Genomic DNA, 23,680 nt, shown 5'->3' on the forward strand with positions numbered 1-23,680 from the left:
CCGGCATTTAGCGGGACTCGCTCTGGCGGGAGCGCTCGAGGTACGGCTTGGCCTGCGTGATGGTGGATTCCAGGGACTTCACGGTCCCTTCCATGTTGCGGGCCGCTTCCGAACGGAACGTGTCGATCGCATCCATGGTCTGGTACACGTTGTCGAACGCCTTCTGCAGGGTTTCCACGCTCACGCCGGAGCTGGAGGCCTGCTGGTGGATCCGGGCGGTCTGGTCCTTGAGCATTTCGCTGGTGCTCAGGATCATGTTGTTCGTGGTGGCGTTCACCGCGTCGATCTGGTCCAGCACCATCTTCTGGTTGGCCAGGGCCTGGGCCACGATCACTGCGGTGCGCAGGGCGGAAATGGTGGTGGTGCGCGCCCGCTCCACGCCCTTGATCAGTTCCACGTTGTTCTTGCGGATCAGGTCCATGGCGAGGTAGCCCTGCACGGACACGGCCAGCTGGGTGAGGATGTCCTGGCGGCGCTGCCGGATGGGGAAGAGCACGTCCGCTTCCAGGGCGTTGGCCTGCTCAATCTGCCCGGAGTTCTTGAGCTTGTCCACCTTTTCCACGCAGGCGGCATCCAGCGACTCGGCGAGCACGGAGTATTCGCTCAGGGTCTGCATGGTCTTCCACAGCTCCACCTTTTCCCCGGCGAGGGAGGCATTGTCCTTGAGCAGTTCATCCTGGCCGGCCATCAGTGCCTTGATGATCTTGTCCAGCTGGACCTGCGCGGACTCGTACTTCTGGAAGTACTTGGCCAGCTTGTTGCCGCCGGGAATGATGCCGAGGATCTTGCGTCCGGTGCCCAGGTTCGCCTGGTTCGGGGTGAGGTCCTCGACGGTGCTGCGCAGGTCGCCCAGGGTGACGGCGACCTTCTTCTGAGCGTCGTTGCCGGACTTCTTCGCCCCGGCCACGGAGGTGGAGGAGCGGTCCAGCAGGCGGGTGGAGTATCCGGCGGACTGCACCATTTCCGCACCGGCCAGCTTGTTGATGGAATCCACCTGGGCGGTGAACTCCGGGCTGCGGGCGTCCAGCTTGGAGACTTCCTCCATGAAGGACTTGGCCTGCGCGGCAATTTCGACGCGGCGTTCCTCCGGCACCGGAACCATGCCCGGAGCGCTCTCGGGAGCGACCGGAGCGGGCGGTTCCGGAGCTTTCAGCACCAGGGCGGCTTCGGTGGCGTCCGGGGGAGTCAGCGGTGTGGTCATGGTCCAGCCTTTTCTTGTGAGCTGCGTATACGGAGCGGGGAGTGTCCCGGCCTGCGGAACACTCCCCGCAGGGTGTAACTGAAATGCGAGTCTAGCTGAGCTGCACACCGAAGTCGGTGGCGATGCCGGCCAGACCGGTGGCGTAGCCCTGGCCGACGGCCTTGAACTTCCACTCGCCGTTGTTGCGGTACACCTCGGCGAAGATCATGGAGGTCTCCGGAGCGGCGTCCTCGCTGAGGTCGAAGCGGACAATTTCGCTGTCGTTGTCCTGGTTGATGACGCGGCAGTACGCTCCGCGGACCTGGCCGAAGTTCTGGTTCCGGGCTTCGGCCTGGTCGATGGAAACGACGATGACCACGCGGTCGACGTCGGCGGCCATCTGGGTCAGGTCGATCAGGATCTGCTCGTCGTCACCTTCGCCGGCGCCGGAACGGTTGTCGCCCAGGTGGGTGACGGAGCCGTCCTTGGCTGCGGGCTGGTTGTAGAAGATGAAGTCGTCGGAGGAGCGCACCTTGCCGTTGGCTGCGATCATCAGCGCCGAGGCGTCCAGGTCGAAGGGTTCGCCCGTGGTGGTGCGCGGGTCCCAGCCGAGGCCGACTACGGCCTTCTGGAGTCCGGGATCGGTTTTGGTGAGGGAAAGGTTGTTGCCCTTGGTGAGGGTCAGTCCTGCCATGCTGTTCAGCTCCTTGTAGACGTGGGGATTAGTCGAGGGCGATGCCGAAGTCGGTGGCAACCCCGTACAGCCCGGACGCGTAGCCCTGGCCGATGGCGCGGAACTTCCACTCTCCGCGGTTGCGGTAGATCTCGGCGAAAATCATGCAGGTTTCCGCTGCGGCGTCCTCGCTGAGGTCGTAGCGGACAACTTCTGCGTCGGTGTCCTGGTTGACCACCCGGCAGTACGCATCGCGCACCTGCCCGAAGTTCTGGTGCCGCGCTTCGGCCTGGTCGATGGAGACCACAATGACCACGCGGTCGACGTCGTCGGTCAGGATGCTGAGGTCAATCAGGATCTGCTCGTCGTCGCCGTCGCCCTGGCCGGTGCGGTTATCGCCCTGGTGGACCACCGAGCCGTCCTTGGCGGACAGCTGGTTGTAGAAAATGAAGTCGTCCTGGGAGCGCACCTTGCCGTCGGCTCCGAGCAGCAGTGCAGAGGCGTCCAGGTCGAACGGATCTCCGCTGGTGGTGCGCGGATCCCAGCCCAGGCCGATCAGGGCCCGTTCCAGGCCCGGGTCAGCCTTAGTGAGGGAAAGGTTGCTTCCTTTGGAAAGTGTCAGGCCGGACAAGGTGCTCTCCTTACGGACGGGCGGGTGGTTAGAGCGAGCGGGCTGCGGTGGGGATCAGGTCCATCACGGTGCGCCCCTGGGCGCGTTCGCCGATGGCCTTGAAGCTCCAGCCGGAGCCTTCGCGGCCAACCTTGGCCATAACCATGGCCGTGTGGGTGCCGGCGTCGGTCAGCTGGTACCGGGCGATTTCCGGGCTGCCGGGCGTGGAGTCGTCGATCAGGCGGCAGAAGGCGTTCTGCACCTGGTCGAAGGTCTGCCGGCTGTAGCTGGAGATCACGAACACAATGTTCTGCACAGCGGGGGAGACGGCTGCCAGGTTCACCAGGATGACCTCGTCGTCGCCCTCGCCGGCGCCGGTGAGGTTGTCCCCGGTGTGCTTGGTGGAGCCGTCCTTGCTGGCGAGCTGGCCGTACCAGACCTGGTCAACAGCGTTGCCGTTGGCGTCGAAGAAGATGGCCGAGGCATCGAGGTCCACTTCCGCGGTCTTCTTGCCGCCGAACAGGCCGCGCTTGACCGGGGCTGCGGAATCCCAGCCCAGTCCCAGGCGGGTCTTGCTCAGCGCTCCGCCGTCCTTCTTCGTCAGTGACAGCGACTGACCTTTTTCCAGGCTCAGGCCCATGATTCTCCCTCGTTAGTTTGTGTAGACAGGTTCTGTGGCTGCGCCCGACTTCGCTGCGCGCTTGTTGCGCACAATCGAGGAGGTCAGCGACGCGAGGATGAAGACCACGCCGATGAGGCCGGTGATGACCTCGTTGATCTCGATTTCGATGGTGAGCAGCAGGATGGCTGCCAGGGCGCCGATGGCCCAGTGGGCACCGTGGTCCAGGTAAACGAACTCGTCCAGGGTGCCCTGCTTCACGAGGAAGACGGTCAGGGAACGGACGAAGATCGCACCGATGAGGCCAAGGCCCAGGGCAATGATGATGGGGTCCGAGGTGATCGCGAAGGCGCCGATGACACCGTCGAAGGAGAAGGACGCGTCGATGACTTCCAGATAGAGGAAGAGCATGAAGGCGGCCTTGCCGGTGGCCTTCACCAGTGCGCCGTTGCCGGACTTCGGGGCACGTGCCTCGACGTCGTCGGCATCGAAGTCGTCGTCGCCGTCGACGTCGAACATGTCACCCAGGCCGGTGACCAGCAGGTAGGTGATCAGGCCGGCGGCGCCGGCGACGAAGACGTCCGTGGTGTGCGAGGGATCCGAGAGGGCACCGGCGGCCAGCAGGGCACCGAGGCCTACGATCAGGGAAGCGCCGTTGACCTTGCCGACCTTGGCGAACGGGGTTTCCAGCCAGCGCAGCCACCGGATGTCACGGTCTTCGAACATGAAGTCCAGGAAGATCATCAGCAGGAACAGGCCACCGAAGGCGGCGATCTGCGGGTGGGCTTCATGCAGGAGGTAGCCGTAGCTGCCGGGCTCGTCCGGGTCGCCCTTCTCGAGGGCCAGCTGCAGGGCTTCGATCGGGTTGATGCTGGCGGTGACGCCGACAATGACGAGCGGGAAGACGATGCGCATGCCGACGACGGCGATCAGGATGCCCACGGTGAGGAACATCTTCTGCCAGAAGGGGCTCATTTTTTCGAGGATGCGCGCGTTGACCACGGCGTTGTCGAAACTAAGGCTGATTTCGAGGACACCCAGGATGGCGCAGAGGATAAGTGCCTCTACCCCGCCGTAGAAGAACGCCGTTACCAGCGCGGCGGCCGTGATGACAAACGACCAACCGAAAGTTTTGAAAAACACTCTGCTTGCAGCTCCTTCAGTTCCTGCGCGCAGCCGGTGGGGCGGGAAGGGCAAAAACTAGGTAGAGGATGGCTTCATCCAAAATCGAATTAGGCTTCAGTATGTCGCACCCCGGACACCGCGGGCAACTACCGGCGGTGACGTTCGCGGAGAGGGTAGAGCCGAGGGAGTGCAGGCCACCGGAGCGGCGGCCGACGGCGGTCGTCCGGCCCGTCCCTTGACGGGGCTGCGGCGATTGGGCGGCGGCCCCGCGGTCTGAAACAATAATGGAAAGCCTGCTTACTCAGGCACCCATTTGAAGGAGGACTGCATGCAGGACGAAAAGTATGGGAACGGAAATCCGGAACCGGTTATGAACATTCCGGCAGCCGACGTCGTCAGCGGCGGCGCATCCGCCGCCCCGCCCGCGCAGGTGGACCCCGCCGAGGTTGCCATCCTGGCCGAGGCCGAAGATCCGGGTACCGACCCGCTCCGGCTGCAGGAACTGGCCACCGACTATCCGCTGGCCCGCCCCGCGGTGGCAGCCAACCCTGCTGCCGGCCCGGAACTGCTTGCCTGGCTCGGCGCTCTTGGCGACGCCGGCGTGAACGAAGCACTTGCGCGCCGCGGCCGCTAGCCGCCACTGAGAACCAGAACGTCCCGCTGCAGGAAGTCGATGCAGCGGGACGTTCCTTTTAAAGAAGCAATTCCCTACGCCTAAGGGACGATTTCGTACGCGGGAATCGCGGTAACGGGCTTTGAGGGTGCCTAAGGATAGTCTGACGAGGAGAGAAGTGAACAGGCGCCTGGAGTGCAGGTGCTGTCCTGAGGGGGATGTAAATGACAGATGCAAAGTTCGAGGCACGGTTGGCAGTGCTGGCTGAATGGGCGCGAGAAGCGGCGGTCCAAGGGCACCCGGTTCCGTCTGAAACCGATCTAGAGACGATCAGTCGGCTAAAGGATGCTTCCACCGACCAAGTGGACCGGCAGGCTGTAGAGCCTTGGCTGCCCACCATTCAGTGGCTGTTGAAACAGGCAGCTTTCGGGGTCTCCGCACCTCATCTGCAGCTGCCCATTGAGCTGGCGCGTCCTCTGGGTTTCGTGGAAGCGATTGAGGAAGTTCCCAGCCCTCAGGATCCTGCTCCAGTGATTGTCTCCTCGGAGGTTGCACCAAGTGTGCCTGTTCCGCCGCAGCCGGCAGCTACCGTTGAGGTCAGTCTTGTGGACGTAGTGCCCGCACAAAAGGGTGAGGCGGAAGGCACCATGACGGTGGTTGCCAAAATCAAGCCGGCAACAGCGCAGAGCCGAATGCCGAAATGGGAATCGGACGCGCGTGAGCACGTAACGGCAGCCGTGAAAAAATTCGCGAAACCGCTGCAGAGTCTCCTTGAGCGGGATGCCAACGAGGGCGATACCCGGCTCGTCGTGACCGATCTGCTCTGTGAAGGCCTCGGCTATGACAAGTTCCGGGACCTCACCACGGAATACATGGTGAAGCAGGATTTCGCGGACTATGGCGTTCGCATCGACAAGCAGCTTGTCGGTTTTATTGAAGTGAAGCGCATCAGCCAGAAATTGAATGAGCGTCACCTCCGCCAGGTTCAGATGTACGCAGTAAACGAGGGCGTCGAATGGATGGTCCTCACCAATGGGCAGGTTTGGCGTGCCTACCACCTGACCGGTGGGCTGCCTGTGGTGGTGGATATGGCGTTCGAAGTGGATCTGCTCGGTCCCGAGAGTGTGGCCGAAAAAGCGGAAAAGCTCTTCTACCTTCACCGGGAAGCGCTTAAGCGCCGGAAGATTGACGAACTCTGGAAGCACCGCGCGGCTACATCCCCTGAAGCGCTGTTGGATATCCTCCTCTCCGATACAGTGCTGGATGCCATCCGCAAGGAGGTCAAGCGCAATAGCGGTATCTCCACTACCGTGCAGGACCTGGCGACCGTGCTGCGTATGGAAGTTGTCGACCGAAAGCTCATTGCGAAGTAGCTCAAGCGGATAGGGGTAGAGGCTCATTCGTGGATCTTGGGCGGATGGGGTCGGGTCTTCGTCGGCGGCGGTTCTGAATCCACCGCCGAAACCTTCGACGACAGCTACGTTCTCGACGTCAGTCTCAGCCGCTGAAACTGCCCCCTCGCCTGACCACGGCCCGTGCTAGGGTCTAGTGCCGTACGTATCTGTTGGCTCGGGGGACCATCACTTACTCCTTCCGGGTCCTTGCTGACATCCTGGGGGAGTCTTGAAACACTGCACGTCCTGCGGCGCTGAACTGCAGCCGCATTGGAAATTCTGTACCAATTGCCAGGCGCCTCAGCCGGCACTGTCGGGCGGCGAAACCACCGCTCCTCAGGGCACGGAAGCCGATGCTGCCCCGGGTTCCGGAACGCACCGCGCCGACTCCCCGCAGGCCGGAGCCCCGCAGGCAGCCTCCCCTCAGGCCGTCGACTCCCAGAGCCCGGCCCAGGCCGAGCAGCAGACGCAGCGGTTCGAGCAGGCTCCGGCACAGCAGCACAGCGAGCAGCCGACGCAGCGGTTCGAGCAGGCTCCGGCACAGCAGCACAGCGAGCAGCCGACGCAGCGGTTCGAGCAGGCTCCGGCCCAGCAGCACAGCGAGCAGCCGACTGCAGCTATGCGCACTCCGGCTGCACCCACTTCAGTTTTCGACCCACCCTTTGTCTCGCAGGCTGCGGCCCAGTCGGGATCCGGCCAGCCCGGCACCGGTTACACCGGCCCCGCCGGCTCAGGTCCCGCGCCCGGAGGCCCGGCCGCCGGTGGTCCCAATTCGGGTGGTCCCAACTACGGTGCTCCCAACGACGGCGGCCCCGCTGGCCCGCAGGGACCCGCCGGACCCGGCGCGCCGTCGTCGGGCGGCAAAAAGCCCTCCCGCAAGCTGACGATCATCCTGGTCTCCGTGCTGGCCCTCCTCGTAGTCCTTGGGCTGGCAGCGTTCTTCATCGTGCAGAACATGGTCCGCGGAGGTGCCGGGTCCGCCGAAGGCGCTGCCGACAAGGTGGTGGAGGCCATCGAGTCCAAGGACATCATTGGACTGGCCACCATGGTGCCGCCGGAGGAACGCGAACCGCTCCAGCGCATCCAGGAACAAGTGATGGACAAGGCCGAGGAATTCCAGCTGGAGGAAGCGATCAATAAGGTCGCCGACGAAGAAACGGAAATCGACGACGAACTGACCTTCGACGGCATGAGCATCACCTTCGAGGGTGTCGATCCCGAGGTCACCGAGATTGACGACTCTACTGCGCTGATCAAGTACACCTCCGGTGAGGCACGGATTCAGCTGGATCCGGCTGAAACCACCGGAGCCATCCGCTCCGGTCTCGAGGCCGGCGGCTACGAAGACGAAGAAAAGATCGATGAGACCGTCCAGCTCAACGAAATGGGACCGGATGGCTCTCCGCTGACCCTGGTGGCCACCGAACGTGACGGCCGTTGGTACGTGAGCCCGATGTACAGCATCGTTGAAATGATCAACGAGAGCGAAGGCTACGACCGCGGCAGCGTTCCCGAAACAGCGGGCGGCAGCGACAGCCCGGCCGCAGCAGCGCAGGCCGCAGTAGAGGCCGTTCCAGACGTGGTTTCCGAAGGAAGCCTGGAGGCTCTGGCCGGGACACTCTCCATCCACGAAGGCAGCCTGCTGTTCCTGTACCAGGACCTGTTTGACGACATGATGGCCGGGGCGAGCGGAGAAGAGCTGAATATCAGCGACGTGCGCTTCACGGATGGCGACAAGGACGGCGACCGTGCCGTCGCCGTCGTCGAGAACATCACGGTTGAAAGCGAATACGGTGACAAGATCACCCTGACCAGCGACTGCATCGAAGGTGAGCGGGAGTCCGACAGCATCTGCTTCAGCGATTCCGGTTACTCCATTGAGCCCTCCATGGAGATGCTGGGCGGCGCGAAGATCATGAGCCTGACCACCATTGAGGAGGAAGGCAAGTGGCGGGTGAGCCTGGGGCACACCATTGCGGACTGGGTCATCAACTGGACCGATTCCCTGACCCGTGAGCAGGCGCTGGCCCTGATGCAGCTCGCGAACACCGAGGATGCCACCGGAGATATCAGCGTGGACGAATCCACCGAGGTGGAGTTCAACTCGGCGGGCTTCGCGGTCCTCAATCTGACGGTGGACGAGGACATGGCTCTGGAACCGGAAGACGGCGACTTCGGCGACATGCTGGTGTACTCCGAGGACGGCAAGGAGCAGATCGCGGACCTCGGATGGGGCGATGAGGTCGAGGCGGGCAACTACAAGCTCGTGGTCTTCGCCGGCTCGGAATGGCAGGAAGGGTTCGCCGAAAAGGGCAACGACTTCGAGCACTCCGCCGACCTGACCCTGGTTGAGGGGAAGGGCTACGACTTTTCCAATGACTCGGACTACTCTGACTCGGATTACTCCGCGGATTCAGTGCCTTCCGGCTCGTACATCAGCAGTGATTTCGGAGTGCTTTCCACCGGGTCCTCGGCAGAGTCCGTGAAGAGCCACACCATCGCGGGCGCGGACGTCGAAGCCGATCTGGAGATCAGCGCTCTCGGCTCATCGACTTCAACGATCGTGCTTGGCATCACGCTGGACGGTAAGGAAGAGAAGCTCGAAATCCCGATGGGGGAGAGGGTCGAGTACTCCATCGCCTACCCCAATGACGGCAAGGACCATGAGCTGAAAGTCCAGATTCTGTCTTCCACTCCGGAGACCGACTTCGACCTCGTGAGCTACACGGTCGCGGTCAAGACGAAGTAGCAGGCTTCCCGGCGGGCGGTCCAGCCTGTTTCCGGTCTGCCGGGCCACCGGCATAAATGATTCTTGAAGATCCAAGGAAGGCGTTATGAAATTCTGTCCCGAATGTGGGAAACAGCAAGAACCGGGAGGCCGGTTCTGTGCGGACTGCGGGTACGCCATAGGTGCCGCACCCGCGGCTGCTTCCGCTCCAGTTGCGGAGCCTGCCGCCGAACCCGCAACACCAGCTGCCGGACCGGCGGAAGATCGGCAGTTCGCAGCAGTCGGCGCACCAAGCCAGCCCGGTCAGCCAGGTCAGCCGGGCCAGAGTGGTTACGGCCAGGCGCCTTACGGCCAGCCCGGCCAGCCCGGTCAGCCAGGTCAGCCGGGCCAGCCCGGCCAGGGTGGTTACGGGCAGGCGCCTTACGGCCAGCCCGGTCAGCCCGGCCAGGGCTACGGCCAGTCCGGCTACGGTCAGCCGACCCAGCAGCGTCAAGAGCAGCAGTATCCGGGCCACCCCGGCTACAGCCAGGCCCAGGCGCAGGTTTCCGCCGGCACCAAGCGTCCGTCGCCCTTTGCCGGGGTTCCGATCAGCGACTACGTCCGTGACGGCCTGGCTTTCCTGGCCCTCTTTGCGTCGCTGTTCATGACCTGGTCCATCAGTACGAGTAGCTACGACGACCCCAGCAAGGCCGGAACCCGGGTAGACGTACTCCTCATTAGCCTCCTAAGCATGATGTCCATTGGCGTCAGCTACCTGTGGCGCGCGGGCGTCTTCGGACCCACCATCGGCTACCGGAAGATCCAGGACATTCGCCTCCTGGCCAATCTTCCGTACGTGATCCTGGTGCTCGTCTACTTCGTGCTGAGCCTCGTCTCCGGCTTCGGGGACGACGATTTCCGTTACCTGGGCAACGCCGTCGCCTTCGGACTCGCAGGTGCCATCCTCGCGGCACAGCCGCGAAAGGGTGAAATAGCTCCCGGCGAAGTTGATGCGGCACGCCACCGGCGGTGGCTGTTCGTCATGCTGGGCATCGTGGGCTTCATGGCCGTCACCACCATCCTGCAGATCATCCTGCTTGCCATGGAAGTGCAGGAGTACTACACGGGCGGGGACCGATGGATGTTGCTGGTTTCCCGAACTGTTGCGGCGCTCCTGTCGGTAGCGGTTCTGGGACTCATCGCACTGAAGGTCTTCCGCGGCTCCGACGCCTGGCGTTTTGCCGGTGTGGCGCTCGGGGTGGGCGGCGCTTTCCTTGCGGTGCTGGGACTCATGGGCGTGGATTCGATTCCGCAGGGGTTCTTCCCGGGTGGAGCAGGATTCTCCATCTTGTTCTGGATGGCTTTCGGCGCTACGGTTTCCGCTCCGTCCGTCGCCCGCACCACGGACCGGAACGCAGTTGCCCCCGCGGACCGGCTCGCTGCCCTCCGCCCCGTACTGCTCCTGACCCTGATCCTGGCCGCGGCTTTGGCTGTCTTCATGCTGATCGGACTGGTGCAGACACTGATCGAAGACTACGACGGCGTGGCCTCCTGGTCGGTTGGCCTGGTTCTGGCGCTCCTGTTGGTCGCCGCCACCGCACTGACCCCGAAGCTTGCCTCCCGCGACGAGCGGTCCGCTTTCGTGATGGGCAGCGTGTACGCGGGTGCCGTGTTTGTCCTGGCGCTGATCCTCATGATCCTTTTCGAAGTCCAGGACTTCGAGTGGTCGACGGGTGCCGAGCCGTTGCCGGTCGGGACGGTCATGTCCCTGATCATGGTGCTTACCTGGGTTATGCCGTTCGCGGTGCTGGCCGTGCTTTGGCTGGACAAGGCAGCGCGGGCACACTTCAAGTCGCTGCCGGCCTCCGGCAACTTGGGCACCGGTTTCGCCTTTGAAGGGGCTCCGGCCCAGGCACAGGTTCCCGCCATTCCGACGCCGGCGGATTTCGTTGGGGCTCAGCAACACCAGTTCCCGCACCAGGGCCAGCCCGCTCAGCAGCAGGCTCCGGTTCAGCCCCAGCAGCAGGTTCCCGTCCAGGAGCCCCAGCAGCAGGTTCCCGTCCAGGAACCCCAGCAGCAGGTTCCGGTTCAGCCCCAGCAGCAGGCTCCCGTCCAGGAACCCGCAGCCGGACCGGCTCCGGCCCAGGAACCCGTGCAGTCTGCGGCAGCTGAGCCGCAGGACCAGGACCAGGACGAGGAAGTGTCCGAGGACACCGTTCGGCGTACCCCGGTCGCTGACCCGGATGCCGCCCTGCTGGCTGAAGCCGCCGATCCGGCCACGCCCCTGGCCCGGCTCCAGGAACTGGCTACCCACCCGCGTGCCCGAGTAGTCGTGGCAGCCAACCCGTCCACCTACCCGGCACTGCTGACCTGGCTGAGCCAGCTCGGAGACCCGGCCGTGAACGAGGCGCTGGGCCGCCGTCGGTAACCGGCGTTAAGTAATAGGTATGAAGCGGCGGTCGTCGTCGTTGGTGGGGGTATGACTGCCAACGACGCCGGCCGCCGGCGTTTAACTTCCACCAGCTCAATGATTCAGGGGCGCTCATGAAAAACCGAACCTGCGCGGGCGTGAGGCGACGGGCGGCAGCCGGCATCGTGGGGGCCGCAATACTGCTCTCCGGGTGCTCGACCGCACCTGCCGCGGGTCCGCCGTCGGGCAGTACGACGACGGCGGCCAGTACCGATCCAACGCCCAGCGATCCAACGCCCAGCGATCCAACGCCCAGCGATCCAACCCCCAGCCCCGCCCCGACGCCGGAACCGCCCCGCCCCTCGGGCTGGCTCGCGGAGGTAACCGGCGACGCCGGACGCCTGGCCATCCTCGGCGACTCCTTCGCCGCAGGGGAGGGCGCCGGCGATTACCAGCCTGCAGTGTCCGGCGACGGGGATTCCTGCCACCGCAGTCTCCACCCGCCCGCTGCGGAACTGTTTGCCCCGCAGAACATCGCAAACCTCGCATGTTCCCGGGCAACCACCGGGCACCTGACCGCACAGCAACGACTGGCAGTACCGGACCCCGGAGCCGGACCGGCAACCGACCCCGGCACGGTCCCGGCACAGCTGGACCAGCTGCAGGGCTTCGAACCGACCCTGGTGGTGCTCTCGGTGGGCGGCAACAACCTCGACTTCGCCGGAATCTTGCAGGCCTGCCTGCTGGAAACCACTCCCTGCAGCGATGACCCGCAACTGGTCGCCCATGCGGCGGAGCAACTGTCCGCCCTTGAGGCCGACCTGACGGACGCCTATTCCAATGTGGCGGCGGCGGTCTCTGCTCCCGTGCTGGTGCTTCCGTACCCCCAGCTTTTTGATGAGCCCGACGGCGGTTGCGGCCGGCTCAGCACGGAGGAGCAACGCTTCGGCCGGGACCTCATAGATGACTTGAATGCCGTCATCCGGTCGGCCGTGGACACATCGGCCGCGTCGAACCTCTACTACGTGGACGCCCTTGAACAGGCCCTGGCCGGACACGGCGCCTGCAGCCCGGAACCGTTCGTGCATGCGGCAGATCTCTCCGGGCTGTTGCAGGCCGCGGACTCGTTTACTGCCAACCAGGAGCTGCTGCACCCCACCGATGCGGGCTACCGTGCCATGACCGCGGAACTGGTCCGCTGGGCCGCCGAGCATCCCGTGCCGCAGTGAGCCGCATCACGGCAAAGCCCGGTGCCTGCGTAATACTGGGACTGCCGGCAAGGACGCCGGCCCCCAACGAGAGGACGGGCGCACCGTGACGGAACTCCCGCAGCACCAGACCGAGGCATTCGCAGGATTCTCCACGCTCCGGGTGGCCGAGGGAGCGGACCGGATCCACGTCCAGCTGCACCGGCCCGAGGTCCGCAACGCCATTGACGCGGCCATGGTGGCGGAACTGCATGCGGTCTGCGCCGAACTGGAGCGGCGGCCGCGGGTGCTGATCCTCTCCGGCACCGAGGTTGGTGGAAAGGGGATCTTTGCCTCCGGAGCGGACATTACCGAGCTGCGCGAACGGCGCCGCGACGACGCCCTGGCGGGCATCAACTCCGGTCTCTTCACCCGAATTGCCGCCCTGCCGCTGCCCGTGATTGCAGCCTTGGACGGATTTGCCCTGGGCGGCGGGGCGGAACTGGCCTACGCCGCGGACTTCCGGCTGGGCACCCCGCGGCTGAAGATCGGCCAGCCTGAAGCGGGGCTGGGAATCATGGCGGCTGCCGGAGCCACCTGGCGGCTGAAGGAGCTGGTGGGGGAGCCGCTGGCCAAGGACATGCTGCTGGCCGGGCGGATCCTGTCCGGGGAGGAAGCACTGGCCGTCCGGCTGATCACCGAAATCCATCACCCGGCCGGCCTGCTGCCCGCCGCCCATGCGCTTGCGGACCGCATCGCCGCGTCCGATCCGCTGGCCCTGCGCCTGACCAAAGCCGCCTTCGCGGCACCGCGTGAAGCCCATCCGCTGATCGACAACCTTGCCCAGGGGATCCTCTTCGAATCCGAGGCGAAGTTGGACCGTATGCAGGCCTTCCTCGACCGCAAGGAGAGCCCCCGTGGCACCCGGGAGCGCTAATGCCGGTACCGTTCCGGCACGGGTAGGGGTGCTGGGCGGCGGACGCATGGGAGCAGGCATTGCCCACGCCTTCCTCCTGGCCGGAGCAGAGGTGCTGGTGGTCGAACGGGACGAGGAAGCCGCCGACGCCGCCCGCACCCGGGTCACCGGGTCACTGGCCAAAAGCGTGGAACGGGGGGATACGGACGAAAGCACCCAAGAGCTCGGCGAGCGTGCCGTCTTCGCCGTGGATTACGAGGAGTTCGCGGGCTGCGGCCTGGTAGTGGAAGCGGTACCGGAGGACTTCGCGCTGAAATCCACCGCCCTGTGTGCTGTGGAGGAACAGCTCGACGACGGCGCCTGGCTGGCGACCAACACCTCGTCGCTGTCCGTGGACCGGCTGGCTGCGGGCCTGAAGCGGCCGGAGAACTTCTGCGGCCTGCACTTCTTCAATCCCGTGCCGGCTTCCCGCTTGGTGGAACTGGTCCTCGGTGCCCGGACGTCGGAGCAGCTGGCCACGAGCGCACAGGGATGGATCGAAGCCCTGGGCAAGGCCGCCGTCGTCGTCCGCGATGCGCCCGGCTTCGCGTCCTCCCGGCTCGGCGTCGCCATTGCCCTGGAAGCCATGCGGATGGTGGAGGAGGGTGTGGCGTCCGCCGAGGATATCGACGCCGCCATGACGCTGGGCTACCGCCACCCCACCGGCCCGCTGCGCACCACTGATCTGGTGGGACTGGACGTCCGGCTGGGGATTGCCGAGTACCTGCATTCGACGCTGGGAGACCGCTTCGCGCCGCCGCAGATCCTCCGGGACAAGGTGGCCCGCGGCGAACTCGGACGGAAGACCGGGCAGGGCTTTTTCAGCTACGAATAGCCTCGTCCGGAGCCACCGTGTTCAGGAACGTCCGGACCATGGCGGGGTGGTCCAGCGCCATGGCCACCGAAATCACCGGTGCGGGGGCGAGCAGGCCGTGCACCGCGTCCTCGCCGGCGATTCTCCGCCGGTCCACCAGGGTCTGCCCGCGGCTGTGCCCGGCAAGCTCCACCCGCACCGGGTAATCCTCCAGCACCACGGTTTCCGGTGCGGCGATCAGGCAGGCGGCACCGGCGTCGCCGATGGTCATGGGCTCGAGGGTGCCGTCATTGGCGCTCACCGTGGGAAGGGGCTCCGCGCCCAGGACGCCCCCGGCCGCCCGAGTCCGGGCGCCCAAGGCCAGCAGTGAACCCACGAGCTGTGCACCGGGATCCGTGGAGGCTTCCAGTTTCAAGTACTGCGGCGCATCGAGGGTGGCGAGCATAAAGACGTCCAGCCCGTACATGGTCACGGGCACTCCGCTTTCCAGCACCACGGCCAGCGCCTCGGGGTCATGCCAGGCATTGAACTCGGCATGCGAGGTGGCATTGCCCATCCCGGCGGATCCGCCCATAAACACAATCCGTTCCAGCTTCCGGGCCGTGAGCGGGTAGGCACGCAGGAACACCGCCAGATTGGTCAGCGGGCCGATGCCCAGCAGGGTCACCGGTTCCGGAGAATCTTCAATGGTGCGGTGCAGGAGTTCGACGGCGGCCAGCGGGGAGGCCAGTGCACTGGCGGCCGGCAGCTGCAGCCCGCCGATCCCGTTGGCGCCGTGGAAGGCGTGGGCATTGCGGGACTCGTTGATCAGCGGCCGCTCCGCCCCGCGGGCCACCGGAACATCCGGCCGTCCGGCAAGGTCCAGCACGTCCAGGGTATTGCGCAGTACCTGGTCGACGTCGGTGTTCCCGGCCACGCAGGTCACTGCCCGCAGGTCGATGCGTGGGCTGCGGGCCAGGAAGGTCAGGGCCAGGGCATCGTCCACGCCGGTGTCGACGTCGGCAATGACCGGGATGCGGCGCGGCTGTTCGGAGGAGGAAGAAGAATGCACGGCGCCGTCTTTCACTTAAACTGCTGGAAATTACCTGACAAGGTAACCAGAGAATTGAACCCTGCGGTACTTCATGAAGGGGAAAAGCATGCCGAACACGCTTCCGCCGGATACCGTCGCCGTCCTGGGCGGCGGGGTGCTGGGACTTTCCACTGCGGTGCAACTGCTGCGCGGCGGTGCGGACGTGCTGCTGGTGACGGAGGCGGAAGTGGGCAGCGGAGCCTCCGGGCGCTCGCTGTCCTGGCTGAACGCCGGCGGCGGATACGGCGAGGATTACTACCGGCTGCGGATGGCCGGCATCGACCGGTACCGGACCCTGCTGGCCCAGAACCCCGGCATTGACTGGCTTGCCTTCGACGGCGGCCTGTACTGGGACGATGATCCGTTTGTTGTCATCGAACGGCACAACCAACAGACCCGACAGGGCTACGAGGCCCGGATGGTGGAACGCGAAGACGTTCCGGCCATGGTGCAGGGCGTCGACCCGGGGGTCCTGCCGCACCGGGTGCTGGTCAACCCGGGCGAGGGCTGGGTGTCGCTGCCGCACCTGGTCCGGTACTTGGCCGAGGAGTTCACAATGCGCGGCGGCACCCTGATCGAACACGCCGGCAGATGTACTCTTACCCGCGGGTCCGGGTCCGACGGCGTCGTCAGGGTGCGCGGGATCCGCACCGCCGGCGGGGAAGAATACGCGGCCGACGCCGTCGTCGTCGCCTGCGGAGCCGGCACCCCCGCGGTACTCGCCGAGGCCGGTGTCCATCTGCCCGACGCCTCTGACCCGGCCATGCTGGTGATCAGTGAACCGGTGGACCACGGACTGCGGGCCGTGCTGAACACGCCGCGGATTTCGCTGCGCCCGCACCCCGGCGGACGGCTCGCGATGGATTCCACCTGGTACCTGGACCGGGTGCAGCGCCTTGGGGACGGCAGCTGGAGCGTGGATCCCGAGGTGCCGGCCGAGCTGGCGGCGGAGGCGAGCCGGGTGCTGGCCGGGCATCCGGAGGTGGTGCCGCAGAGCAGGGAGCCGGGGTTGAAGCCGGTGCCGGGGGACGGCGAACCGGTGCTCGGTGAGCTTGTCGCGCTGCCCGGCTGCTGGACCGCCTTCACGCACTCGGGGGCCACACTGGGCCTCATCGCCGGGGAGCTGGTATCCGATGAAATCCTCACCGGCCGCCGGCATCCGCTGCTGGAACCGTTCCGGCCCGAGCGTTTCAGTTTCGGCTGGGATTCCTAAGCCGGGTGATTCCTACGCCGGTCGCGGCGCAGCCAGCACCGGGGCGAAGGCAAGTTCCGCGGCACCGACCAGCAGCAGTTCCGAGCGCAGCGCCGCCCGGCGCAGCTGGACGCGCTCGCCGAGGCCCGCCACCGCCTCCGCGGCAACGGCGTCGGTCAGCCGCTCGGGATTGGAAGCGAACAGGGTGCCGAGGAATCCGCCCAGGACAATCGTGTCCGGATTGAAGATGTTCACGAAGTTCGTCAGCGCCACTGCCAGCTGGTCCAGCTGTCGGTCCGCTTCGGCGCGCACCGCGGCGGTCTGCTGGTCGGCCATCGCCGCGTCCAGTGTGTCCTGGTCCGCGCGGTCCAGTCCCAGGACCTCCAGCAGGCCGGCCAGGTTCACTTCCGTTTCCAGGCAGCCGCGCCGGCCGCAGTGGCATTGTTCGCCGTCGCTGCGGACCAGCGTGTGCCCGAGCTCGCCCGCGTAGCCGTCCGCCCCGCGCAGCGGCGTGCCGGCAACGATGATCCCGCCGCCGATCCCGCTCGCACTGCCGTTGAGGTACACGGCATTGCCGGTATCGACGGCGGCACCGAAGAGACTCTCTGCCACCGAGCCCAGCGTGGCGTCGTTGCCGGCGAACACCGGCAGGGCCAGTGCCTCGGCCAGGGGAGCGGCCAGCGGCTCGTTCCGCCAACCCAGGTGTGGTGCCAGCAGCACCTGGCCGTCGGAGGTGCGGGTGAGGCCGGGAACGGCCACACCCACGCCGGCAATCCGGTCCATCCCGGCCAGATCCGGAGCCATCCCGGCCAGCACGGCGCGGGTGATGCTTACCGTCTCGGCCACGCTCGGCCGGGAAACGGTGTCATGGCGGACCCGGCGGTGCACCCGCCCGCCCAGCCCCACCAGGCCTACGGTCACGGCGTCGACGTCGGGATGCACCACTACGGCGGCCACCCGCTCGTTGGGGTGGACCAGCGGGCTGGGCCGGCCGACCCGTCCGGCGGGGGGATCCGTCTCATATGCCAGCCCCATGCCGGCCAGTTCGCCGACCAGGGCACCGATGGTGGAGCGGTTGAACCCGGTAAGCCGGGTCAGGTCCGCGCGGGAGAGCTGCCCGTTCCGGTGCAGCAGGGTCAGGATGCGGGAGAGGTTGGCGGACCGCAGGTTATCGGTGCCGCGGCCCGCCGGGGCAGGCGCGCTGATAATGCCGCTTTCCACGTCTTTGTTCCCTCTCCCGTTGATGGTCATCCTCCAGCCTACCTGTCGCCGTCGTGATTTGGTTGGGGGCGGCAACAAAATGTCCTCCGGCAGGCTCTGAAGACCCGCGGAGGGGAGTTTTATTGTCCGAAAACCATTGACAGGGGAGTATTGCCCCAATATGTTGTTGCTTCCAACTAATACTTATTCTGGAGCTAACGTGACAATGACGCCATCGCCTTCCGACCGCTTTACCTTCGGCCTCTGGACCATCGGCTGGACCGGAACCGACCCCTTCGGCACACCGACGCGGGCCGCCCTGGATCCCATCAAGGGCATGCACAAGCTCGCCGAACTGGGCGCCTACGGGGTGACCTTCCACGACAACGATCTGGTTCCCTTCGACGCCACGGCGCAGGAGCGGGACATCATCATCAAGAACTTCACCAATGCCCTGGCCGAAACCGGCCTCAAGGCACCCATGGTGACCACCAACCTGTTCACGCACCCGGTGTTCAAGGACGGCGGCTTCACCTCCAATGACCGCTCCGTCCGCCGCTTCGCACTGCGCAAGGTGCTGCGGAACATCGACCTCGCCGCGGAACTCGGCGCGGAAACCTTCGTGATGTGGGGCGGCCGCGAAGGCAGCGAATACGACGGTTCCAAGGATTTCTCCGCAGCCTTTGACCGTATGCGGGAGGGCATCGACACCGCTGCTGGCTACATCAAGGAGAAGGGCTACGGGCTGCGCATCGCCATCGAGCCCAAGCCCAACGAACCGCGCGGCGACATCTTCCTGCCGACCATCGGCCACGGCCTGGCGTTCATTGCCCAGCTTGAGCACGGTGACATTGTCGGCCTGAACCCGGAAACCGGGCACGAGCAGATGGCCGGGCTGAACTTCACCCACGGCATCGCCCAGGCCCTGTGGTCCGGCAAGCTGTTCCACATTGACCTCAACGGACAGAAGTCCATTAAGTTCGACCAGGACCTCGTCTTCGGGCACGGCGACCTCACCAGCGCCTTCTTCACCGTGGACCTGCTGGAGAACGGCTTCCCCAACGGCGGACCGCGCTACGAAGGTCCGCGCCACTTCGACTACAAGCCGTCCCGCACCGAGGGCTACGAAGGCGTCTGGGAATCCGCCAAGGCCAACATGGACATGTACCTGCTGCTCAAGGAACGTGCCCTCGCCTTCCGTGCCGATCCCGAGGTGCAGGAAGCCATGCAGTACGCCGGCATCACCGAGCTGTCACAGCCCACGCTGGCTGCCGGTGAATCCGTCGCGGACCTGCTCTCCGACGCAGCGTCCTTCGAGGACTTCAACGCCGACGCCGCCGCGGACCGCGACTTCGGGTTCGTGAAGCTGAACCAGCTGGCGCTGGAACACCTGATGGGTGCCCGCTAGGCTACCTGCGCACGACGCGCAAAACATCACCGAATCGTGCTGCCGCCGGGTCCTGGGGGACCGGCGGCAGCACCCGTTGAAAGGCTCGACATGCCACTCGTTGCCGGAGTCGACAGCTCCACCCAGTCCTGCAAGGTAGTCATCCGAGATGCTCAGACCGGCGCGCTGCTGCGCGAAGGCACGGCCCGCCACCCGGCGGGCACCGAGGTGGATCCGGAAGCGTGGTGGGCAGCCTTCCTGGAGGCCGCGGCGGCTGCCGGGGGACTGGACGACGTCGACGCCGTCTCGGTGGGCGGGCAGCAGCACGGCATGGTCTGCCTGGATGAAACCGGTGCAGTGGTCCGCCCGGCGCTGCTCTGGAACGATGTCCGCTCCGCCGCCGCCGCGGACAAGCTCATAGCCGACGCCGGACCCGACGGCGCCCGGTACTGGGCCGACACCACGGGTACCGTGCCGGTGGCCTCGATTACCGCGACGAAGCTGCGCTGGTTGGCCGAAAACGAGCCGGAGAATGCCGCCCGCACCGCCGCCGTCTGCCTGCCGCACGACTGGCTGAGCTGGCGCCTGGCCGGTTACGGGCCGGGCAGCGGGGCGGAGGGACTGGCCGCCCTGACCACCGACCGGTCCGACGCTTCCGGCACAGGCTACTGGTCCCCGTCCACGGGGGAGTACCTTCCCGACGTCCTGGAGCAGACCCTCGGCCACGTGCCGCAGCTGCCCCGCGTCCTGGGTCCGCTCGAAGCGGGTGCACGCACTCCCGCCGGCGCGCTGATCGGCCCGGGTGCCGGTGACAACGCGGCCGCCGGGCTGGGCGTCGCGGCCGGGGTGGGGGATGTGGTGGTCTCCATCGGCACCTCAGGCACCGTGTTCGCCGTCGCCGACGCCCCGACGTCGGACGCCTCCGGACTTGTGGCCGGCTTTGCCGACGCCACCGGCCACTTCCTCCCGCTGACCGCCACCCTGAATGCCTCCCGCGTCCTGGACGCCACCGCTGCCCTGCTCGGGGTGGAACTGAACGAACTGACGCGGCTGGCCCTCTCCGCGCCGCCCGGTGCCGACGGCCTGGTGATGGTGCCCTACTTTGAAGGCGAGCGAACCCCCAACCTGCCGGACGCCACCGGTTCCCTGCACGGCATGACGCTGCGGAACTTCACTCCCGCCAACCTGGCCCGCGCCGCCGTCGAGGCCGTGGCCTGCTCCCTTGCGGACGGCTTCGCGGCGCTGAAGAACACGGGGGTCTCCGCGCAGCGCGTCATCCTGGTGGGCGGTGCTGCCCGGTCCGAGGCGATCCAGCAGGCCATTGCCGCGGTCTTCGAGCTTCCCGTCACCGTCCCGCGCCCGGGGGAGTACGTGGCCGACGGCGCCGCCCGGCAGGCCGCTGCCATCCTCACCGGCGAGTGGCCGGCCTGGAACGACGGCGCGTCCGTGGTGGTGACGGCGGATCCCACTCCCGGGGTGCTGCAGCGTTACCGGCAGGCGGCGGGAAGCCCTACGCTGCCGGCTGCCGGATAGGATCGGCCCCATGACTTCCTCATTCGGCCCCAACGGCCGTCCCGTTTCCCTGGCCGCGGGGGATTACCGGGCCACCATCCTGCCGGTGGGCGCCACGCTCGCCGGGTTGACCTTCCGCGGCCGGGACCTGGTGCTGCCGCTCGCCGAGGACGAAATCCCGCAGGCCTTCACCGGCAAGGTGCTGATGCCCTGGCCGAACCGGATTGTCGGCGGCCGCTACACCTTCGACGGCACCGAGTACCAGGTGCCGGTCAACGAACCCGAGACCGGTATGGCCCTGCACGGGCTGGTGGCGTGGGATGCCTGGGATGTTGCCGAAACGTCGCCGGAGCGTGTGGTTCTGCGGCACCGGCTGATGGGCCAGCCCGGCTACCCGTTCCAGCTGGAACTGCAGGCGGTCTATGCGCTCGATGCTGAAACCGGGCTCAGCGTGGAGCTGTCCGCCGCCAATGCGGGTACGGCGTCCGCACCCTATGGCGTCTCCGCCCACCCGTATCTCACGGCGGACCGAGTGCCCGTGGACCGCTGCGTGCTGGACGTTCCTGCCGCGCGGGTGCTGGGCGGCCCGGAGCAGTCCGGGAGCCCCCTGGGTTTGAGTGAACTGCGGGACACCGAGGGCACCGTGCTCTCCTTCTCCGCTCCGGAACCGATCGGCGCCCGCAGCGTAGACCATGCCTTCACCGGCTTGCCCGGCGGCGGGTGGCAGGTGACGCTCACCGACCCGGAGACCGGCTTCGGCGCCGTCCTGTCCTCCACCGGCAAGGATGCGCCGTGGCTGCAGGTCTACTCCGGCGAGAAGATGGACCGGCTGGGCGTGGCCGTGGAGCCGATGACCTGCCCGCCGGATGCCTTCAACTCCGGCAAGGATCTCATTGTGCTGGCGCCAGGCGAGGAGCGCCGGCTGGGCTACCGGATTGCTGCTGCCTAACCACCGTGCTGTCCTGTTTCCCGCAAGGGAACCGGCCTACCCTTTGAGGTATGACTCAGGATCCCGTCGAGTCCAATCCCGACCATTACAAAGTGGTGTTTGAAAACGATCGCGTGCGCGTGCTCGAGTACCGCGACGCTCCCGGCCATACAAGCGTTATGCATCGGCATCCGGACAGCGTGATGCTTACCGCCAGCTCCTTCCGGCGGCGGCTGCATTCGGGCGGAGGGCCCGGGGGTGGTCCTGTGCCGGGGCCGATGCCTGTGCCGGGCGCGGGTGGAGGACCGGGCGCGGGTGGAGGACCGGGCGCGGGGCCGGGCGCGCCGACTCCCGCTCCGGGCGGCGGAATGGACGTGGAGCTGCCCGCCGGTGCCGTCCGTTGGCTTCCCGCCCAGGAGCACTACGGGGAAAACACCGGAGAGACGGAAACCCATGTGTTTTTCGTGGAGCTGAAGGAACCGGACCCGTCGGGGGAGCTGCCGGACGGGCCGCGGCCTGCCGACCCCTGACCTGCTCTTTCAGTCGCTGTAGACTTCCCGGATGCAGACCCTGGAGACCGATCGACTGACCCTGCGCCCGTTCACTTCCGAGGACGCGGACTTCGTCCTGGACCTGTATTCCCGCATGGAGGTGCAGCGTTTTCTGGGCGCCGTTCCGAAGCTGATGAAGGACCTCGACGAGGCGAACGCCCTGATCCAGGCCTGGGCCCGACTGGATGACGGAACCTGCGGCATCTGGGCCGTGCAGGATCGGGAAACCGGGAACCTGGCCGGAACCCTGCTGCTGAAGTCCATTCCGGCGTCGGGTCCGGAGCGGAAGCCCTCGGGCGATATCGAAATCGGCTGGCATTTCCATCCTGACAGCTGGGGCAGGGGCTACGCGCCGGAGGCCGCGGCCGCCGTCCTGCAGCACGCTTTCAAGCAGGGGCTGCCCCGTGTGGTGGTGGTGATCGATCCGGCCAACACTTCCTCCCGGCGGGTCTGCGAGAAGATCGGCGTGGTTCCCCAGGGCAGCACGGACCGGTATTACAACACCGTCCTGGAGCTGTTCACCACCGAGAACCCGGGCTAACCCGCCAGCTGCTTCTGCAGGAACGCCAGCGCGGCGACGTCGTCCTCGATGGCCCCGGCCTCGTGTCCGTTGAACGGCCACACCGTCAGCTCCTTCGGCCCGGCGTAGTTGTTGTACGCGGCGTAGACCGTGGACGGGGGAGTGGTGGTGTCCATCAGCGCCACCGAGAACAGTGCAGGAGCCGTGGACCGCGGAACCAGGTTCACGGCGTCGAAATAGGCCAGCGTCTCCATCACCGTCTCCGCCTGCCCGCGCTGGACTGCCAGGTAGTCCCGGATCTCGCGGTACGGATAGGAATCGGTGACGGTCACGGCCCGCGGGAAATCGGACAGGAACGGCACGAACGCGACGACGGCGGCCACGTCCGGGCAGAGTGCCGACGCCGCGAGGGCCAGTGCCCCGCCCTGGCTCTGTCCCAGCACGGCCACCCGGGCCGGATCGACCTGGACCGCTGACGCCTCCGGCAGGGAGCGCATGGCCTCCACCGCCCGGACGGCGTCGGTGAACAGCCGCCGGTAGTAATAGGTCTGCGGATCGAGCACGCCGCGGGTCATCACGCCCGGCACCTGCGGTCCGGCGCTGCCGGCGGCGTCGGGTGTGGCGCCCTTGCTCCAGCCGGCCCCCTGCCCGCGGGTATCCATCTGCAGGTGCGCGAACCCGGCCGAGGCCCAGAACAGGTTCTCGTGGGCGTCCCCGCGGCCGCCGCCGTAGCCGACAAACTGTACGACGCCGGGCAGCGGAGCGTCGCCGCGGATGCTCCGGGCCGGCAGCCGCAGCCAGGCGCGGATGGGGTCACCGCCGAAGCCCGGAAAAACCACATCGTAGAGCTCCACGGTCCGCAGCCCGCTGGGGTAGGGGGTGACCTCTACCGACAGCGGGTGCTGCCGTGCTTCGTCCAGGGTGTCCGCCCAGAACCGGTCCAGGTCCTCCGGGGCACGGGTGCTGCCTCGATAGGCGGCCAGCTGGTCGGCGGGCAGGTCGGAGTACATGCGGTATCGGCTCCCGGGTTT

The 23,680-nt window shown here is 66.5% G+C and carries 21 protein-coding genes; 13 read left to right on the forward strand and 8 right to left on the reverse strand.

The window, feature by feature from the left end:
• Positions 1 to 7: 7 nt before the first annotated feature.
• The 5 genes from NNX38_RS13005 to NNX38_RS13025 all read right to left on the reverse strand — a co-directional run bounded on the left by NNX38_RS13005 (position 8) and on the right by NNX38_RS13025 (position 4,225).
• The gene (locus NNX38_RS13005) at positions 8 to 1,201 is read right to left on the reverse strand and encodes a toxic anion resistance protein (RefSeq protein ID WP_255798385.1); all 1,194 of its coding nucleotides are present in this window, start codon (positions 1,199 to 1,201) and stop codon (positions 8 to 10) included.
• 91 nt (positions 1,202 to 1,292) lie between these two features.
• Positions 1,293 to 1,874, reverse strand: a complete 582-nt coding sequence (locus NNX38_RS13010) for a TerD family protein (RefSeq protein ID WP_227923331.1) — start codon at positions 1,872 to 1,874, stop codon at positions 1,293 to 1,295.
• Between the two features lie 28 nt (positions 1,875 to 1,902).
• A complete protein-coding gene (locus tag NNX38_RS13015; RefSeq protein ID WP_255766833.1) occupies positions 1,903 to 2,484 on the reverse strand; it encodes a TerD family protein in 582 nt (193 codons plus the stop codon).
• Positions 2,485 to 2,512: 28 nt separating this feature from the next.
• The gene (locus NNX38_RS13020) at positions 2,513 to 3,103 is read right to left on the reverse strand and encodes a TerD family protein (RefSeq protein WP_227923335.1); all 591 of its coding nucleotides are present in this window, start codon (positions 3,101 to 3,103) and stop codon (positions 2,513 to 2,515) included.
• A gap of 12 nt (positions 3,104 to 3,115) precedes the next feature.
• Entirely contained in the window at positions 3,116 to 4,225 is a 1,110-nt protein-coding gene (locus NNX38_RS13025; protein WP_255798386.1) for a DUF475 domain-containing protein, read from the reverse strand.
• A 310-nt stretch (positions 4,226 to 4,535) separates the two neighbouring features.
• Here NNX38_RS13025 and NNX38_RS13030 point away from each other — a divergent pair, with 310 nt between their 5' ends.
• The 7 genes from NNX38_RS13030 (at position 4,536) to NNX38_RS13060 (ending at position 14,308) form a co-directional block, all read left to right on the forward strand.
• A complete protein-coding gene (locus NNX38_RS13030; protein ID WP_255798387.1) occupies positions 4,536 to 4,841 on the forward strand; it encodes a hypothetical protein in 306 nt (101 codons plus the stop codon).
• Between the two features lie 203 nt (positions 4,842 to 5,044).
• The gene (locus tag NNX38_RS13035; protein WP_255798388.1) at positions 5,045 to 6,193 is read left to right on the forward strand and encodes a type I restriction enzyme HsdR N-terminal domain-containing protein; all 1,149 of its coding nucleotides are present in this window, start codon (positions 5,045 to 5,047) and stop codon (positions 6,191 to 6,193) included.
• A gap of 250 nt (positions 6,194 to 6,443) precedes the next feature.
• Positions 6,444 to 8,963 carry a zinc ribbon domain-containing protein gene (locus NNX38_RS13040; protein ID WP_255798389.1) on the forward strand — a complete coding sequence of 840 codons (2,520 nt, stop codon included), beginning with the start codon at positions 6,444 to 6,446 and terminating at the stop codon, positions 8,961 to 8,963.
• An 85-nt stretch (positions 8,964 to 9,048) separates the two neighbouring features.
• Positions 9,049 to 11,349 (forward strand): zinc ribbon domain-containing protein, encoded by a 2,301-nt coding sequence (locus NNX38_RS13045; RefSeq protein WP_255798390.1) that lies wholly within the window; start codon positions 9,049 to 9,051, stop codon positions 11,347 to 11,349.
• Positions 11,350 to 11,465: 116 nt separating this feature from the next.
• Positions 11,466 to 12,560, forward strand: a complete 1,095-nt coding sequence (locus tag NNX38_RS13050) for an SGNH/GDSL hydrolase family protein (protein ID WP_255798391.1) — start codon at positions 11,466 to 11,468, stop codon at positions 12,558 to 12,560.
• 85 nt (positions 12,561 to 12,645) lie between these two features.
• The gene (locus NNX38_RS13055) at positions 12,646 to 13,455 is read left to right on the forward strand and encodes an enoyl-CoA hydratase/isomerase family protein (RefSeq protein WP_255798392.1); all 810 of its coding nucleotides are present in this window, start codon (positions 12,646 to 12,648) and stop codon (positions 13,453 to 13,455) included.
• Between the two features lie 46 nt (positions 13,456 to 13,501).
• The gene (locus tag NNX38_RS13060; RefSeq protein ID WP_370646471.1) at positions 13,502 to 14,308 is read left to right on the forward strand and encodes a 3-hydroxyacyl-CoA dehydrogenase family protein; all 807 of its coding nucleotides are present in this window, start codon (positions 13,502 to 13,504) and stop codon (positions 14,306 to 14,308) included.
• Here the strand turns inward: NNX38_RS13060 and NNX38_RS13065 are convergent.
• Positions 14,295 to 15,338: a nucleoside hydrolase gene (locus NNX38_RS13065; RefSeq protein ID WP_255798394.1), complete on the reverse strand. Its 1,044-nt coding sequence runs from the start codon at positions 15,336 to 15,338 to the stop codon at positions 14,295 to 14,297. The genes NNX38_RS13060 and NNX38_RS13065 overlap by 14 nt on opposite strands.
• Positions 15,339 to 15,426: 88 nt before the next feature.
• Here NNX38_RS13065 and NNX38_RS13070 point away from each other — a divergent pair, with 88 nt between their 5' ends.
• Positions 15,427 to 16,572, forward strand: a complete 1,146-nt coding sequence (locus NNX38_RS13070; protein WP_255798395.1) for an FAD-binding oxidoreductase — start codon at positions 15,427 to 15,429, stop codon at positions 16,570 to 16,572.
• 12 nt (positions 16,573 to 16,584) lie between these two features.
• Here the strand turns inward: NNX38_RS13070 and NNX38_RS13075 are convergent, their stop codons facing one another.
• Positions 16,585 to 17,772 (reverse strand): ROK family transcriptional regulator, encoded by a 1,188-nt coding sequence (locus tag NNX38_RS13075; protein WP_255798396.1) that lies wholly within the window; start codon positions 17,770 to 17,772, stop codon positions 16,585 to 16,587.
• A gap of 205 nt (positions 17,773 to 17,977) precedes the next feature.
• Between NNX38_RS13075 and xylA the strand changes: the two genes are divergently transcribed.
• From xylA to NNX38_RS13100, 5 genes are all read left to right on the forward strand, one after another.
• Entirely contained in the window at positions 17,978 to 19,159 is a 1,182-nt protein-coding gene (xylA, locus tag NNX38_RS13080; RefSeq protein ID WP_370646445.1) for a xylose isomerase, read from the forward strand.
• A gap of 90 nt (positions 19,160 to 19,249) precedes the next feature.
• Positions 19,250 to 20,671: an FGGY-family carbohydrate kinase gene (locus tag NNX38_RS13085; protein ID WP_255798398.1), complete on the forward strand. Its 1,422-nt coding sequence runs from the start codon at positions 19,250 to 19,252 to the stop codon at positions 20,669 to 20,671.
• A 10-nt stretch (positions 20,672 to 20,681) separates the two neighbouring features.
• Positions 20,682 to 21,599 (forward strand): aldose-1-epimerase, encoded by a 918-nt coding sequence (locus NNX38_RS13090; protein ID WP_255798399.1) that lies wholly within the window; start codon positions 20,682 to 20,684, stop codon positions 21,597 to 21,599.
• 50 nt (positions 21,600 to 21,649) lie between these two features.
• The gene (locus NNX38_RS13095) at positions 21,650 to 22,108 is read left to right on the forward strand and encodes a cytoplasmic protein (protein ID WP_255798400.1); all 459 of its coding nucleotides are present in this window, start codon (positions 21,650 to 21,652) and stop codon (positions 22,106 to 22,108) included.
• Between the two features lie 31 nt (positions 22,109 to 22,139).
• A complete protein-coding gene (locus NNX38_RS13100) occupies positions 22,140 to 22,670 on the forward strand; it encodes a GNAT family N-acetyltransferase (protein WP_255798401.1) in 531 nt (176 codons plus the stop codon).
• On the opposite strand, the gene NNX38_RS13105 is transcribed toward NNX38_RS13100, so the two are convergent.
• The gene (locus tag NNX38_RS13105) at positions 22,667 to 23,659 is read right to left on the reverse strand and encodes an acetylxylan esterase (RefSeq protein WP_255798402.1); all 993 of its coding nucleotides are present in this window, start codon (positions 23,657 to 23,659) and stop codon (positions 22,667 to 22,669) included. The genes NNX38_RS13100 and NNX38_RS13105 overlap by 4 nt on opposite strands.
• Between the last annotated feature and the right edge of the window lie 21 nt (positions 23,660 to 23,680).

This window comes from Arthrobacter sp. zg-Y238 (assembly GCF_024385525.1).
In the GTDB taxonomy this organism is placed as follows: Bacteria; Actinomycetota; Actinomycetes; order Actinomycetales; family Micrococcaceae; genus Arthrobacter_B; species Arthrobacter_B jinronghuae.